This window comes from Protofrankia symbiont of Coriaria myrtifolia, from assembly GCF_900634755.1.
Lineage (GTDB): Bacteria > Actinomycetota > Actinomycetes > Frankiales > Frankiaceae > Protofrankia > Protofrankia coriariae.
Map to the genome: position 1 here is coordinate 14,577 of NZ_CAAAFS010000007.1, position 14,112 is coordinate 28,688.

At 69.6% G+C, this 14,112-nt stretch carries 8 protein-coding genes and 1 tRNA gene; 2 read left to right on the plus strand and 7 right to left on the minus strand.

The genetic code is table 11. The features are described 5' to 3' along the window. Nucleotides 1-270 precede the first annotated feature (270 nt). Nucleotides 271-5,184 (minus strand): FtsK/SpoIIIE domain-containing protein, encoded by a 4,914-nt coding sequence (locus CM1CMNOD_RS00295; RefSeq protein ID WP_131773783.1) that lies wholly within the window; start codon nt 5,182-5,184, stop codon nt 271-273. A 464-nt stretch (nt 5,185-5,648) separates the two neighbouring features. Then, the gene (locus CM1CMNOD_RS00300) at nt 5,649-6,380 is read right to left on the minus strand and encodes an HdeD family acid-resistance protein (RefSeq protein ID WP_013871668.1); all 732 of its coding nucleotides are present in this window, start codon (nt 6,378-6,380) and stop codon (nt 5,649-5,651) included. A gap of 196 nt (nt 6,381-6,576) precedes the next feature. Here CM1CMNOD_RS00300 and CM1CMNOD_RS00305 point away from each other — a divergent pair, with 196 nt between their 5' ends. Next, the gene (locus tag CM1CMNOD_RS00305; RefSeq protein ID WP_131771976.1) at nt 6,577-6,927 is read left to right on the plus strand and encodes a hypothetical protein; all 351 of its coding nucleotides are present in this window, start codon (nt 6,577-6,579) and stop codon (nt 6,925-6,927) included. Nucleotides 6,928-6,935: 8 nt separating this feature from the next. Here the strand turns inward: CM1CMNOD_RS00305 and CM1CMNOD_RS00310 are convergent. The 4 genes from CM1CMNOD_RS00310 to CM1CMNOD_RS00325 form a co-directional block, all read right to left on the minus strand. After that, nucleotides 6,936-7,024: transfer RNA gene (locus tag CM1CMNOD_RS00310), tRNA-Ser, on the minus strand. Between the two features lie 127 nt (nt 7,025-7,151). Beyond that, nucleotides 7,152-9,449, minus strand: coding sequence for a [protein-PII] uridylyltransferase (locus tag CM1CMNOD_RS00315; RefSeq protein WP_013871669.1), 2,298 nt, complete (start codon nt 9,447-9,449; stop codon nt 7,152-7,154). A gap of 219 nt (nt 9,450-9,668) precedes the next feature. Continuing rightward, the gene (locus CM1CMNOD_RS00320; RefSeq protein WP_043602660.1) at nt 9,669-10,007 is read right to left on the minus strand and encodes a P-II family nitrogen regulator; all 339 of its coding nucleotides are present in this window, start codon (nt 10,005-10,007) and stop codon (nt 9,669-9,671) included. A gap of 2 nt (nt 10,008-10,009) precedes the next feature. Beyond that, complete coding sequence (locus CM1CMNOD_RS00325; RefSeq protein WP_013871671.1) at nt 10,010-11,305, minus strand: ammonium transporter; 1,296 nt, start codon at nt 11,303-11,305, stop codon at nt 10,010-10,012. Between the two features lie 431 nt (nt 11,306-11,736). Between CM1CMNOD_RS00325 and CM1CMNOD_RS00330 the strand changes: the two genes are divergently transcribed. Further along, nucleotides 11,737-12,888 (plus strand): NlpC/P60 family protein, encoded by a 1,152-nt coding sequence (locus tag CM1CMNOD_RS00330; protein ID WP_013871672.1) that lies wholly within the window; start codon nt 11,737-11,739, stop codon nt 12,886-12,888. A 50-nt stretch (nt 12,889-12,938) separates the two neighbouring features. Here the strand turns inward: CM1CMNOD_RS00330 and CM1CMNOD_RS00335 are convergent, their stop codons facing one another. Then, entirely contained in the window at nt 12,939-13,700 is a 762-nt protein-coding gene (locus CM1CMNOD_RS00335) for a metal-dependent transcriptional regulator (protein WP_013871673.1), read from the minus strand. Nucleotides 13,701-14,112: the final 412 nt, after the last annotated feature.

The window sequence follows — 14,112 nt, forward strand, 5'->3', positions numbered from 1 at the left end:
GCAAATATCATGATAGTGATCATCGGATGGGATCGGCTCTGTGACAGGACGGACGCGCGTCGAGGGCGGCAGTCGCCGGATTGTCATCCGATGCTTCTCTACCGTTTGTCCAATGTTCTTTCCTGGTGAGTGCGCGAAGGGCCGTCAAAAGTTCTTCGATCGAAAGCCATAGTGATCCACGGGGATCTGTAGGGCGATTCTTCCTGTGATGATGTCATGATTCGTACCGTTATAGGAGAAAAGTCCGATCTGGTCATTACAGTGGTGTCCTTATTCGTGGTAGGCGATCTGAATCGGCGTTGTTTTTCCCCGGCGGACGAACAGGCCCCGACCGGGCGGCGTGCCGCCCCCGGTGTTACGCGACAGCCGGATGCCGAACAGATCGCCGTCGCTGGGCGCTCCCGGCGCGAGGATCACCCCGCATCGTGACCGGCGGGCGTCCACCATGAACCCCCGGTACTGGCTGGTCAGATCCCCGGTGGTGCCTGCGGCGACGAACGCGCATCCGCTGTCACGCGCGGTCCTGAGAAACTCGGTTACGCGATCGGCGACCGGGGCCGTGGCCAGCAGTTCCGCATCATCCATGATCACAACCAGGCCGCCGGACGGGCTGGCCGCTGCCAGCGCCGCGTCAATGCCGGCAGCCCCTGCATCCGCGCCCAACAGGTCGATCACACCTGGTCGGTCCGCGAGCGTGGACAGCGGCGAGCGTCGCGGGGTCAGTAGCAGCAGTCGGGCACCGCCCGCCAGCAGGGATTCCGCCATGGTCAGCAGCGCCGAACTGCGGCCCGAACGCGCGGGCCCAGCGATGACGAAGCCTGGTCCGTCGGCGGTGAGATCGATCTCAACCGGGGCGAGTTCGTCACCGCCCGCACCGATCAGAGCCACCAGCGACGCTGGCTGCGGACCCGGCCAACTCGCCGGCGCCGACGGCTGCCCGGCCGGCAGCGGGCCCTCGGGTCCGTCCACCTGCGCGCCCATCGGCTGGCTCAGCTGTGGGCGCGGGTTCGGATCCAGGCGTGCCGGCGGGCCCGTCTGTGAGCTGTGTTCCGACTCCGGACGCAGCGCCTCGGTCTCGGTGACCGTGATACGTGCTGGCAGCACGTCGATGCGGAACGGGCGGCCGTGGTCTTCACGGGCACCGGTGCCTGGCCCGGCCGGTACGCCGTCTCGCGCGGCAGCCGCCTCGGCCAGCCGGTGCAGCGCCGCCACCTGCGCCCGACCGGACGGATCGTCGTCGAGCAGGGCGATCTGGGTCTCGACCGATCCTTCGAGCTGGAACCCCCGGCCTGGCGGCAGGTTGTCCGGTACAGCCGCGGGTGCGAGACCCACCAGTGTGTAGTCGGACCTGTCAGCCATCCGCAGCATGAACCTGTTCTCGATCGCCGCGCTGAACCGTCCGGAGGCGCTGCGCCGGTCGCCGGTCATGATGACCCGGATGCCGACGGACGGCCCTTCCCGCAGGACCCGGGTCAGCATGTCCACAAGCGCTCCACCGTCGGCTTCCTCGAAGGAGGCCAGAAAACCTTCGAACCGGTCGATCAGCAGGAGCAGATACGGTAACGGATGTTCAGGATCGGCCGATCGCTGCTCGGCGAGATCGGCGTATCCCCGGACGGCGAAGATCTCCTGGCGTTCGACGATCTCGCCGATGATTCGGGTGAGCAGCCGCTGGACCCGTTCCGGCGTGTCCCGGCTGACCACGGCTCCGGTGTGCGGTAAGTGAACCAGCGGCGCCAGAGCGTTGTTGCCGCAGTCCAACGCGTACAGGTGCACATCTTTGGAGGAGATGGACGCGGCTATCGAGCCGGCGATGGTACGCAGAGCCGTCGACCGTCCGGACCGTGGCGCACCGACGAACAGCAGGTGGCCCCCGTTGTCGATGTCGATCGTGTAGGGAAGCTGCGCCTGGCGGTCGCAGTGGTCTGCCAGTCCGATCGGGACGGGAGGCAGCATGCCCGGGCTACCACTGTGCGGCTGCGAGGAGATACCGCCGCTGTGCGGCCGCCGGGAGACGACGTGTGGTCCCTCAGAGCTGGATTCGGACGTGGATGTGGTGACTGTCCGTAGGGTAAGACGTTCCGGTAGCGGTGGTAACCAGGGGCTGCACCCGGGTTCGACCCTCAGGATGGTGGACGCGTCCCGGACCGCTTCGACGAGCGTCTTCAGATCGGTGATCTCGTTGTCGGCCGTCCGTGGCCGAGGGGGAGCCGGCGCAGGCTGTCCCAACGCGGTCCAGGTCAGCGCGGTGACCCAGGGCGGAGTCAGATCATCGCCAGCGGTGCCAGCGGTGCCAGCGGTGCCAGCGGTGCCAGCGGTGCCAGCGGTGCCAGCGGTGCCAGCGGTGCCAGCGGTGCCAGCGGTGCCAGCGGTGCCAGCGGTGCCAGCGGTGCCAGCGGTGCCAGCGGTGCCAGCGGTGCCAGCGGGTCGGCGGCCTCCGACCCGTCCGGACTGGAAGGGGACCAGGGATGCGTGCCCGAGACGGGCGTAAGCCCGTCCGGGGGTCGACGGCGAGATGCGTGCCGCGTCGGGTGTGCCGATGACGTCAGTGCTCTCCGACGCGTCGGTGACGCGCAGCGCGATCCGCAGGTTCGTGTTCGCGCGGATCTCGGGAGACACCACGCCGCTGGGCCGCTGCGTAGCGAGCAGCAGGTGGATGCCCAGCGAGCGACCTCGTTGCGCGATGTTGACCAGACCGGTGACGAAGGCGGGCAGTTCCCGGGCGAGCGAGGCGAACTCGTCGATGACCAGCAGCAGCCGGGGCAGCGGCAGCAGTGGCCCGCCGCCGCGTGCCCGTGCGTCGCCGGCGGTGACCAGGAGGGTGTACTCCTCGATGTCCTTCGCGCCGGCATCGGCCAGGATGTGCTCACGCCGCCGTAGCTCCGCCGACAACGATTCCAGGGCGCGGCCTACCAGATGTGTGTCGAGGTCGGTCACCATGCCGACGGTGTGCGGGAGCCGGACACAGTCGGCGAAGGCGCTGCCGCCCTTGTAGTCGACGAGTACGAACACCATCGCGTCCGGCCGGTTGGCCACAGCCAGTGACGCCACTATCGACTGCAGCAGCTCGGACTTGCCAGAGCCGGTAGTACCGGCGATCAGCCCGTGCGGGCCGTCGCGGCGCAGGTCCAGCGTGAGCGGGCCGTCGAGGGAGAGGCCCACGGGGAAGGCGGTGCTGCGGGGAAGGACCTGCCAGCGGGCGGCCACCGCCGCCGCGGTCGGAGGCTCCAGGTTGATCACATCGAGGAGGCGGGCGGAGACCGGAAGTGATCCCTCATCGTCCCCGCCGACGTCGCGTACCGGCGCCAGAGCGCGGGCAAGACGTTCGCACCAGGCCGCGGCACCACTGACCGTGAGCGTCAGCTCGGGATCGGGGGAGGCCGCCGTGGCGAGAAGGTCCGGGCGGACGTCGTGGACGATCTCGGTGCGGGTCTCCACGACCCGCAGGCCTGTCGGGGTCTCCTCGGCCACGGCCTGGCATTCCTCGGGCAGCAGCCGGATGTCGCGGTCCAGGCAGATCGAGCGGATGCCCAGCGCCGGCCCGTCCCGCAGCAGGGAGATCACGCCGGGGATGGAGCGTAACCGGCGGGCTCCGTCCATGATGACCAGCACGTCCGGGCCGTCGGTGAGCGGGTTCGCACCGCCCGGCCGCGCCCGTGCCTCGGCCCGCGTACCCAGCTGGCCGAGCAGCTCCCCGACCCGCCGGGCCCGCGACTCGTCGTCCGTCCCGAGCAGGACGGTGGTGTCCTGGCCTTCGGTTGGGCGGCAGTGTGGCAGCCAGCGCACCCAGTCCCAGGCCTGCTTGCCGGAGCTGTCCGTGAGCACGCAGATCGCGAGATCGCGTGGGCTGTGCAGGACGGCCGCCTGCGCGGCCAGCCAACAGGCCAGCACCCGCGGGAGGTCGCCGCGGCCGGCGATACCGACAACGCCGCGTTCGGGCAGGGCGATCGTCACCGGGACGTCGGGGGCTGTCCAGGTGATCTCGCGTTTGTGTTCCTGTGCGGCCGGGTCCTCCATGACGACCTCGCTCGGCAGGTCGGCGGTGCCCAGCCGCAGGTGCAGATAGTCGGGGTCGTCCCGGCGGCGTTCCCACAGGCGTCCGCGTGGCCCGGTGGCGGTGAGCAGAACGCTCGCCGGGTCGGGGAAGTCGCCGCGGCGGGCTGTGCGTTCGGCGAGGAGCGCCTGCTCGGCGTCGGCCTCGACGTCCTGACGCCGCTTGTGATATTCGGCCAGCTGTTTACGGTAGCTGCGCTTGCCGTGCCGGTTACCCGAGACGTACATGCCGATCATACCCAGTGGGCCGATGACAGCCATCAGCAGGAAGTAGTACTGGCGGAGGACAAAGGCCATCGTGACGCCCGCAACCAGCGGAAGCGTCGCCATCAGGAGCGGCATGGGACGCCGCTCCGGCTCGGACGGCTCGCCGGGCAGCTTGTACCGTGTCCGCCGGATCGGCGGCAGCAGCCGGGGCGGCCGGTTGAAGTCCAGCCCCGTCCCGTCGTCGGACGGTTTGAGCGCGGCGTCCGCCCGGCTCGGAGCGCCTATCGCCAGCAGCACGGATCCGACCGTGAGCTGGGTGCTGCTGGCGGGCAGGTCGACCGCGCCGACCAGGGGCTCACGTTCGACGAGCACGCCGCCGGTGTCCGGCCCGACAGGGCCGACAGAGGTGACAGAGGTGACGGCCGGTGTGATCCGGCATGCGCCGTCCACCGTCACGGTGATCGTCATGGCTTCGGCGGCGGTGTCCGGGTCGTCCAGGCGCACGGCGCAGGTCTCCGCGGTGCCGACCGTGAACTCACCGGGGCCGAGCCGGTGGACGACCCCGGCACCCGGCCCGCTGATCACACGGACCTCGACCAGGCCCGGTGGTTCGGGCGGAAGACAGGCCGCTGGTGAGTCAATGCTGATCAGAACGCCGTCCCGGATCGGTGAGTCGCCGACGGTGAGCGTCTCGCCGACCGCACGGCCCTCGACGAACAGGCGTGGTCGACGTGTGGGGAGAGCCGGCACGCTCGGACGGACGTGCCGTACCAGCGTGTCGGCGATCAGACCGACGGGCACGTCCGGATCGGTGTCGAGCAGGATGTCCGCGCTGACGTCCTGGGCTGGGTAAGCCACGGTGAGTGTCAGGCGCATGTAAGTACGATACGGCGTGATGCCGACAAAACGGGATGTGTCCACCATGCCCCGTGTCAGCCTTGGGCAGCCGGGACTCCGACAGTCGAATCCCGACCGTGACAGACCGCTCTGAAGATGGCCGACCGGCCCGTCACGGTCGATCGGCCATCGCCGACGGCCTCATGGCCAGTGCCCCCTCTACGCGCTCACCGCCGGGAAGCCCGCGACCGGGAAGCCCGCGACCGGGAAGCCCGCGACCGGGAAGCCCGCGACCGGGAAGCCCGCGACCGGGAAGCATCGCGGTCGAGAACGGGCCAGGGACCGACGTCCCCGGCCCGTCGTATGGGTCGGCCCGTGGCGACGATGGCGGTCGAGCCTGCCGCGAACCCGCGAGCGGATTTCCGCGGATCGCGTCGGTGACCTGGAGACCGGCTACGCATGGTGCTCCCTCGTCAGGGCCCGTTTCTGGGAGGGGCGGAACGTGTGTCACCGCCCCTCCCGAGGCTTATGTCCATTTTCCAGGATTTATGTCACCGTCCTTCCGAAAGAGATCTGCGGGCTCGGCTCTCCTCCGCTCGTCCGGCCTCCGCTCGTCCGGACTCGCGGGTTGCACCGGTACCGAATCCCACCGGCGGGAGATGACCTTCGGAAAAGGCCGGAAGGTCCCCTCGGAGGCCACGTTTCCGGAAGGACATCGCGATTTTCGTCAGGCCTGTGGCGAGGGCCGCGAGCCCCACCCACAGGACCAGCAGAGAGATCGAGAACCGCGGATAGCTGACGGCCCAGAAACCGACACCGATCTCGAGTACGCCGATCGCCAGCGGCATCCACCACTGGGCTGTTCCGCGAGGGTCCTCCCCGGCCGCGCCGTAACGTTCGGCCCGTCTCGCGACGAAGGAGTTGACGATGTCATAAACACCTTTGATCAGGAAGTACCAGGCCGCGATCCTGGCCACCACCGGGAAGGTCGGGCGGGACCAGACCAGCGCGACTATACCGCCGGCGACGAGGAGGACGGCGAGCAGGACATGGGACCATCGCCAGTCCCGCGCTGTCACCGACGCCGCCAGCAGTTCACTGGCGGCGCTGAGGAGCAGGACGATTCCCAGAAGTATGGCGACCGAGCGAACCGTGGTCAGACCGAACTGTGGAATTGCCAGCGCAAAAAGGACAAAGGCGATCCCTGCGGCGAGCAGATACCACCATTGAACCTTCGTGGTACGGCCCTGAGCGTGGCCCGCCGGCGTTGCCGCGAAACGCATGGCAGCTCCTTTCGAGTCATCGGGCTCTCGAACATGACCGACTCCCGCGGATACGGGCGTCGGTCGCCGAAGTGCGTGGTCGAGTCGGTGATGCCCCCGCTCGCAGGCTTCACGCCATACCAGTGCCGCGAATCATGACGCGTATGTCGGCGGACCGGCCGCCGCCGGTCGACTTCGTGGGTGAATGACGAGATTGGTGGCTGCTTGCCGTCCCGCCGACGGTCGCACGGTTTCCAGCATTCGTCCGTGTATATCCGCTTCGCCGACGGCGCCGATCTCGCCCTCGTGTCCGAGCGGCTCGGTTACTCAGCGCCATCGGTTACTCAGCGCCATCGGTTACTCAGCGCCATCGGTCGCGGGTGCGCTGTACACCGACCTGCTGCGCTCGGCCGGTCAGCAGGCGGCCGAGACGATCTCAGCGGCGATCCTGTGGACGGTGCGACATGCCCACAACGCGCCTACGAAGATCATGAACGGTTCGACGAAAACTGATCAAAAAGAGCGTTTTGCCTGGTCACGGCGCCAACCGGACGGGTCGACGCCGTGAGCGAAGAGCGGAGGCTCCGGGATTTGAACCCGGGAGGGGGGTTACCCCCAACCGCATTAGCAGTGCGGCGCCATAGACCGGACTAGGCGAAGCCTCCAACGTGCTTTCTGAGTATAGCCACCACCTCCGGTGTGACTTTGCCGCCCTCTCCCGGGCCCGCGGACGGCTCCGGCGAGGCCGGGCGCTCGGCGCATCCGCGGACGGCACGCTCGGACACAGGGCGCTCATCCGAGCGCGGCCAGGACGCGGTTCGCCACCTCCTCCCGCCGCCCGGGCCTCCCCACGGTGCTGCCGTCGGCCTCCCGTACGTAGAAGGCGTTCACGACGTCGAGACCGATCGTGGCCACGATCGCGGTACGCACGCCGAGCCCGGCGTCGGTGAGCGCGCGGACCATCCGGAACAGCACCCCGGCACGGTCGGGCGTCCGTATCTCGACCACCGTGTCGGATCCGGAGTCGTCAAAAATGATTTTTGGTGGCGCGGGCGGCAGCCGGCGCCGGGCGGCCGCGTATGCCTGTTCCCGGCCGGCGATCCTGGCGTCCAGGTCGACCCGGCCGGCGAGGACCCGCAGCAGGTCACCGCGCAGCTTCCCGGCGCTGGGCCCCCCGTCGTGCGTGCTCGCCACCGCCGCCTGCAACAGCGCCCGGCCGTTCTCGCCGCGGGCGGAGGCACGGTGTACGTCCAGCCGGTTGACGGCGAGCACTCCCGTGGTGGCGGCCAGCAGCCCGGGACGGTCGGGCGCCACCACCACGATCTCGAACATCGAGTCGTCCGGCAGCGGGTTGACCGCCACGTGGTAGTCGTCCGGGAGCGTGAGAAGAGCCCGTTGACGGTCGGTGAGGGCGGGCGGGCACGGCGCACGCCCGCCGCTGTGGACCGCCATCGCCCGCTCCACCAGGTCGCCCACCAGCCGTGCCTTCCACGGGCTCCAGGCCGTCGGGCCGGTGGCGAGTGCGTCGGCCTCGGTCAGGGCGTGCAGCAGGCCGAGGATCCGGGGGCTGCCGGCGGCCCGGGCCACCGCCTCGATGGTCGCCGGGTCGTCGATGTCCCGCCGGGTCGCGGCCTCGATGAGCAGGAGGTGCTGGCGCACCATCGTGACCAGCACGTCGGCGTCCGCCGGCGGGAGCCCGAGCCGTGGCGCGAGATCGTGGACGATCTTGACTCCCACGTCGGTGTGGTCGCCGGGCCGGCCCTTGCCGATGTCGTGCAGCAGGGCGCCGAGCAGCAGCAGGTCGGGCCGGTCGACCTCGCGGGTCGACGCCGCCGCGGCGGCGGCTGTCTCCAGCAGGTGCCGGTCGACGGTGAAGCGGTGGTAGGGATTGCGCTGCGGCCTGCTGCGCACCGCCTCCCACTCGGGCAGCAGCCGGACGAGCAGCCCGACCTGGTCGAGTGCCTCCATGGCGCCGATCATGGCTGGGCCGGTGGCGAGCAGGGCCACCAGGGCCTGCCGTGCCGCGTCCGGCCACGGTGCCGGCATGGGTGGGGCTTCGCGGGCAAGCCGGTTGAGGGCGTATCGGCCGATGGGGATGCCGGCCCGGGCCGCCGCGGCGGCGGCCCGCAGGACCAGCGCGGGATCGCGGGTGGGATCGGCGTCCCGAGCGAGCTGCGCCTCGCCGTCCTGCTCGACCACGTCCTGGTCGAGGGGCCGGCGGACCGGGGGGCCGGGGCGCCGGCGCGCGGACGAGCGCAGGCCTGCCGAGACCCGGTACCAGGTGGTGTCCCAGGTCCAGGAGATCGTACGGCCCGCGTCGGCGGTGGCGTGGGCGAGCGCGAGCTGGTCGGGATAGCCCAGAGCGGCCGCGACGGCGGCCTGGTCCTGCAGCAGCAGCCGGTCCTGCCGGCGGCCGTGCGCGAGCCGGCGGATCTCGCCACGGGCGTCGAGGAGCACCCGGTGCGCTTCGAGTACCCGCGCGGGCGGGGTCTCGGCGGCCCACGCGGTGGCGAGCGCGGCCAGGGCATGGACGTCCCGCAGACCACCGCGGGCCTGTTTCAGGTCCGGTTCGAGCAGGAAGGCGACGTCGCCGTGGCGGCGGGCCCGGTCGGCGACCAGGTCCGCGAGTTCGGGCAGGCGATGGGGGGAGCGGGCCCGCCAACGGGCGCGGACGCGCTCGAGCAGCGACCCCACGAGGACGCGGTCACCGGCGATCGGGCGGGCCGTCAGCAGGCCCAGCGCTGCCTTCAGGTCGTCGTCGGCGACCGCGACGGCCTCGTCGACGGTACGGACGCTGTGGTCGAGGCCGATCCCGGCGTCCCAGAGCGGATACCAGAGGGTGTCGGCGATGCCGGTGACGTCGTCCCGGCGGCCGTCGTGTAGCAGGACGAGGTCGAGATCACTGCCGAGGACGGGTTCGCCCCGTCCGTAGCCACCGACCGCCAGCAGGGCGACGCCGGGGCCCGGCTCGCCAAAGAGGTCACGCAAAGTGGTGTCCGCGATGCCCATGAGAGCGTGGCGCAGCGCTGGTCCGACGATGCCGCCGAACTCCTCGGAGCGGCCGGTGAGCGCCGCCAGTCGGTTCGTCACCAGGGGCTGACCAAGTTCATCGCTGTCGGTAGTTCATCACTGTTCGCTGTGAGAAGAGTGTCCCTGACCATCAGGAGAGTCTCCGGCCGGTCCGGCGGTCGACGGCCCACACCGATCAGGCCGTCGGTCACCGGACGTGGGCAGCAGGTCCGGCAGGGCCGGCGGCGGCGCGGTGGTGTTTCTTTCGTGCCGCCGCCGGCGGCGGATGGCTCCGGAACGCTACAGCGCGTCCGATCCGCGTTCACCGGTGCGTACCCGTAGGACGGTTTCGACCGGTACCACCCAGATCTTGCCATCGCCGATCTTCCCGGTCTGGGCGGACGTGGTGATGGCGGTTACCAGTTCCTCGACGGCGTCGTCCTCGACGAGGATTTCGATCTTTATTTTCGGGACGAAGTCGACCTTGTACTCGGCCCCCCGGTACACCTCGGTGTGGCCCTTCTGCCGGCCGAAGCCCTGGACCTCCGAGATGGTCAGACCGTGTATCCCGAGGTTTTCCAGCGCGGTTTTCACGTCCTCCAGCCTGAACGGTTTGATCACCGCGGTCACCAGCTTCACGCTCACGCCTTGACCTCCTCGGATACCTGCACCGGAGTAGCCGACCCGGACGCGCCGCCGCTACCGGTACCGCCCCCGGTGAAGGTGAGGCGGTAGGCGGTCTCGCCGTGCTGCGACTCGTCGAGGCCGATTTCCTCCTCCTCGTCGCTCACCCGGAGCCCCCAGACGAACTTGATTGCGTAAGCTATGATCGCGGTCGCGACGGCGGAGTAGGCGACGGTTGCCCCGACGGCGAGCGCCTGCTCACCGAAAACGCTCCAGGGGCCGCCGTAGAAGACACCGTCCTTGCCGTTCGGGTTCGTGTCGACGGTGGCGAAGAGCCCGGTCAGCAGCGCGCCCAGGACACCGCCGATCAGGTGGACGGCGCCGACGTCGAGCGAGTCGTCGATCCCCACCCTGCCCTTGATGGCGGTGGCCAGCGCACACACCACGCCGGCGATCGCGCCGACCGCGATGGAGCCCAACGGCGAGACGAAACCACACGCGGGGGTGATCGCGACCAGGCCGGCGACGGCTCCGGAGGCGGCGCCCAGGGCGGTGGCCTTGCCGTCGCGCAGCCGTTCGACGGCGATCCAGCCGAGCAGGGCCACACCGGTGGCGATCTGGGTGTTCAGGAAGGCGTACCCGGCCACCTTGTTGGCGCCGAGAGCCGAGCCGGCGTTGAAACCGAACCAGCCGAACCACAGCAGGCCGGTGCCGAGCAGGACGAACGGGACGTTGTGCGGCCGGAAGTCACCGGCGGGCCAGCCCCGGCGCTTCCCGAGCGCGACAGCCAGGACGATCGCCGCGATACCGGCATTGGCATGGACGACCGTGCCACCGGCGAAGTCCAGCGCGCCGCGCTTGTACAGCCAGCCGGTGCTCGCCCAGACCCAGTGGGCTATCGGCGAGTAGACCAGGACGGACCACAGGACGACGAAAACGGCGAAGGCGCTGAATTTTATCCGGTCCGCGGAGGCGCCGGTGATGAGAGCGGGTGTGATGATCGCAAACATCATCTGGAAGGAGACGAAAACGACCGCCGGTATCGTCGTGTCGCTTGCGGTCAGATCCTGCAGACCGACGAAGTCGAAGCCGCCCCAGAACTTGTTGCCGGAACCGAAGGCGATACTGTAGCCGACGACGGTCCAGACGAGGGTCACGATGCCAATAGTGAAGAAATTCTGTACCAGAATGCCCAGAACGTTCTTCGCCCGGACCATGCCACCGTAGAAGAACGCGAGCCCGGGGGTCATGAGCAGTACCGCTCCCGAGCTTGCGAGTATCCAGGCGGTGTCGCCCGTGTCCAATGCAGCCATGTCTCTCCCGTCGGTCGCCCCGCGTGCCCGCGTGGATCATGCTCACCGGTCCGCGGCCCACCCGCCGTCCCGGATCCTTCGGCCGAAGATTCGATAGGATCTGTTCCGGATCGGTATCTTCCCTGTTTCCGATATGTGAAATCGCTAAATTGGGCGATTCGTGGCTCGTTCTGACGGAGCCGTGGCGAGCATCACATCGCCCTTCGTGACTTCCGGCGCGTTTGCGTGATCCTACTTGCTCTGACGGGCTACCGTGCTTCTCTGTGTGTGATGGTTTGGCTACGGATTGCTACCGTTGCGGTGACACCGGTTGGCGTGTCTCGTTCGTCCGGAGATCTCGCGAGCGCCGCGCGTTGCGAGGGCCGGGCCGTGTCCTTGCCGCCCCAGGGGATGCGCTGGCCGTCCCGGAGGTCCCAGGGAGCTGTCGCCGGGTGTTCGGACGGCTTCCGGGAGCCCTGGGTCTGATCAGCATTCTCGCTGGGGGGATCATACTGCTACCGGGCGCCGCCACGTCGGCCAGAGCCGACGACATCGACACGATCAACAGAGATATAGCGGCTGCCCAGCAGCAGCTCACCGAACTGACTCACTCGACCGAGGCGGCGACCGAAGCCTTCAATGCCGGGCGGCTGCGGCTGAGCGCCGCCGAGCAGGCCGTATCGACGGCCACCGAGAACGTCCGACGCGCGGGGAACGCTGTGCGGGCCGCGGCGGACAGACGCCGCGCGCTGGGATCCGCCACCTACCGTTCGGGCGGTCTCGAACAGCTCTCGGTGCTGTTCTCCGGTGACCCCGGCACGGCGCTCGACCGGGTGGGCGCGATGGACTCCCTCGCCCGCCGTGGCCGGGCCGCTGAGATCGAACTGCGCTCGGCCCGCCACGACCTGACCGGCGCGCAGGCTGCCGCGCAGGAGGCGCTTGCCGAGCGGCAGCGCGAAACCGCCTCCCTCGAAGAGCGGAAGAAGCGCATCGAGGCGTCGGTGACGGCGCAACGTGCGTTGCTCGACGATCTGGTCGCCCGGCACGCCGAGCTTGTCCGCCAGGCGCATGCCCGCGAGGAGGCGGCCCGTCGGGCGGGCGAGCTGGCGGCCGCCGCGGCCGCGCAGGCGCAGGCGCGGGCGGCCGCGGCCGAGCGGGACCAGTTGCGCAGCCGCAGCGACCTGATCGGCAGCACCAGCCTCGGATCCACCGGTACCTCCGTCGCGCCGGCCCGCCCGCCCGCGATCGGGAGCGGCGGGGCGGTGGTCGCGGTCGCGCAGGCCCGTGCGCAGCTGGGCAAGCCGTATGTGTGGGGGGCGGCCGGGCCGGACGCCTTCGACTGCTCGGGGCTCACCCAGTGGGTGTGGGCGAAGGCAGGAGTCGCCCTGTCCCATTTCACCGGTGCCCAGTGGAACGAGGGACGCCGGGTCTCCCGCGGCGAACTCATACCGGGCGACCTGGTCTTCTTCGGCGAGGATCTACACCATGTGGGGATCTACGTCGGCAACGGGAGCATGATCGACGCGCCGCGAACGGGAACGGTGATCCGCCTCGAACCGGTCTGGTGGGAGACGTACGCCGGCGCGGTGCGCCCCGGTGCCTGAACCCGGCCGGTGCCCAGGCCTCGCGCCGGATGATGACGCTACGTATGCGCTCAGGTGTGAGGGGCGGCGTCAGAGTGTTCGACGTACACGAGCCCTGCCGCACGCCGTGAGATCTCGGTGGTTGGCGCTTCCTGCCCTGGGTTCTGGCCCGAGGTGCTGGCCTCCTCAGCCAGGGCGACCGCGTCCGAGGAGAGGACCTCGACGATGTCACCGCCCCCGCGGATGACGAGCCTGGCGCCAGGTAGCACCTCGCCGTCCCGGAGCTGACGCATGGTTCGTTCGTCCGTCTGCAATCGTTCGGAGATCCAACTGACCGTGACCGAGGTCGTCCTGGAGCTGGTGAAGTCGGTGGCGGCCAGCAGGCTCAGCGGTGCCGGGGGCCGCGGCCCCACCGGGCGGTCGAACGAACCTGCCGGGATCACGTTCCCGAACGGGCATTTCTTCGGGTCACCGAGTATTTCGGTGAGCCGCGCCTCCACCTCGTCGGAGATCACGTGTTCCCACCGGCAGGCCTCGTTGTGGACGAGTGCCCAGTCCAGACCGATCACCTCGGTGAGGAGCAGTTCGGCGAGGCGGTGTTTGCGCATGACCGCGGTCGCGCGGACCAGCCCCTTCTCGGTGAACTGCACGGTGCGGTCGTTGGCGAGGGCGACCAGACCCTCGCTGGCCAGTCGTGAGGTGGACTCGCTGGCCGCGGGAGCACTGACGTGCAGTCTTTCCACCAGGCGCGCACGCAGCGGCGGGATGCCCTCTTCCCTCAGTTCATAGAGGGTACGGAGGTACATCTCGGTACTGTCGATCAGTCCAGTCACCGGGCTCCTTCGTCCAGCTTCAAGGGTACGCCTGTGAGGGCGGACCCACCTAGGTGCGAGGGCCGTCCTGTCCGCGCCGTTCCCAGGCTGGTTGTCCGTTGCCGGGCCTCGACCGGCCGGATCGTCCGCAAGGCCTGCCAGGGGCCTCGTGCGGTCCTGTGTGGTTGCTCCGGATCGCCGTCGGCCAGTCCGACCCGGCGGGCCGGTCGCCGGTGGGAACCAGCCGGCGGGATCGGCGGATCGGCGTCTCGGCGCGAGTCATACACTGCGGTGTATGAGCTCGACCCAGATCGCACCGGAGACCACTCACGGCAGCACGGACGAGGGTTGGAGTGATCCCGCTTCCGTGGACAGCGAACCTGAGGTTCGCTGTCCATAGGGAAGGAGCGTCATGGGGTCAGCTCGCCGGAAG

Excerpts from the sequence above, each read along its gene's own strand:
- CM1CMNOD_RS00295 (WP_131773783.1), bottom strand. The coding sequence starts at position 5,184 with ATGGTGGACACATCCCGTTTTGTCGGCATCACGCCGTATCGTACTTAC.
- CM1CMNOD_RS00300 (WP_013871668.1), bottom strand. The coding sequence starts at position 6,380 with ATGCGTTTCGCGGCAACGCCGGCGGGCCACGCTCAGGGCCGTACCACG.
- CM1CMNOD_RS00325 (WP_013871671.1), bottom strand. The coding sequence starts at position 11,305 with ATGGCTGCATTGGACACGGGCGACACCGCCTGGATACTCGCAAGCTCG.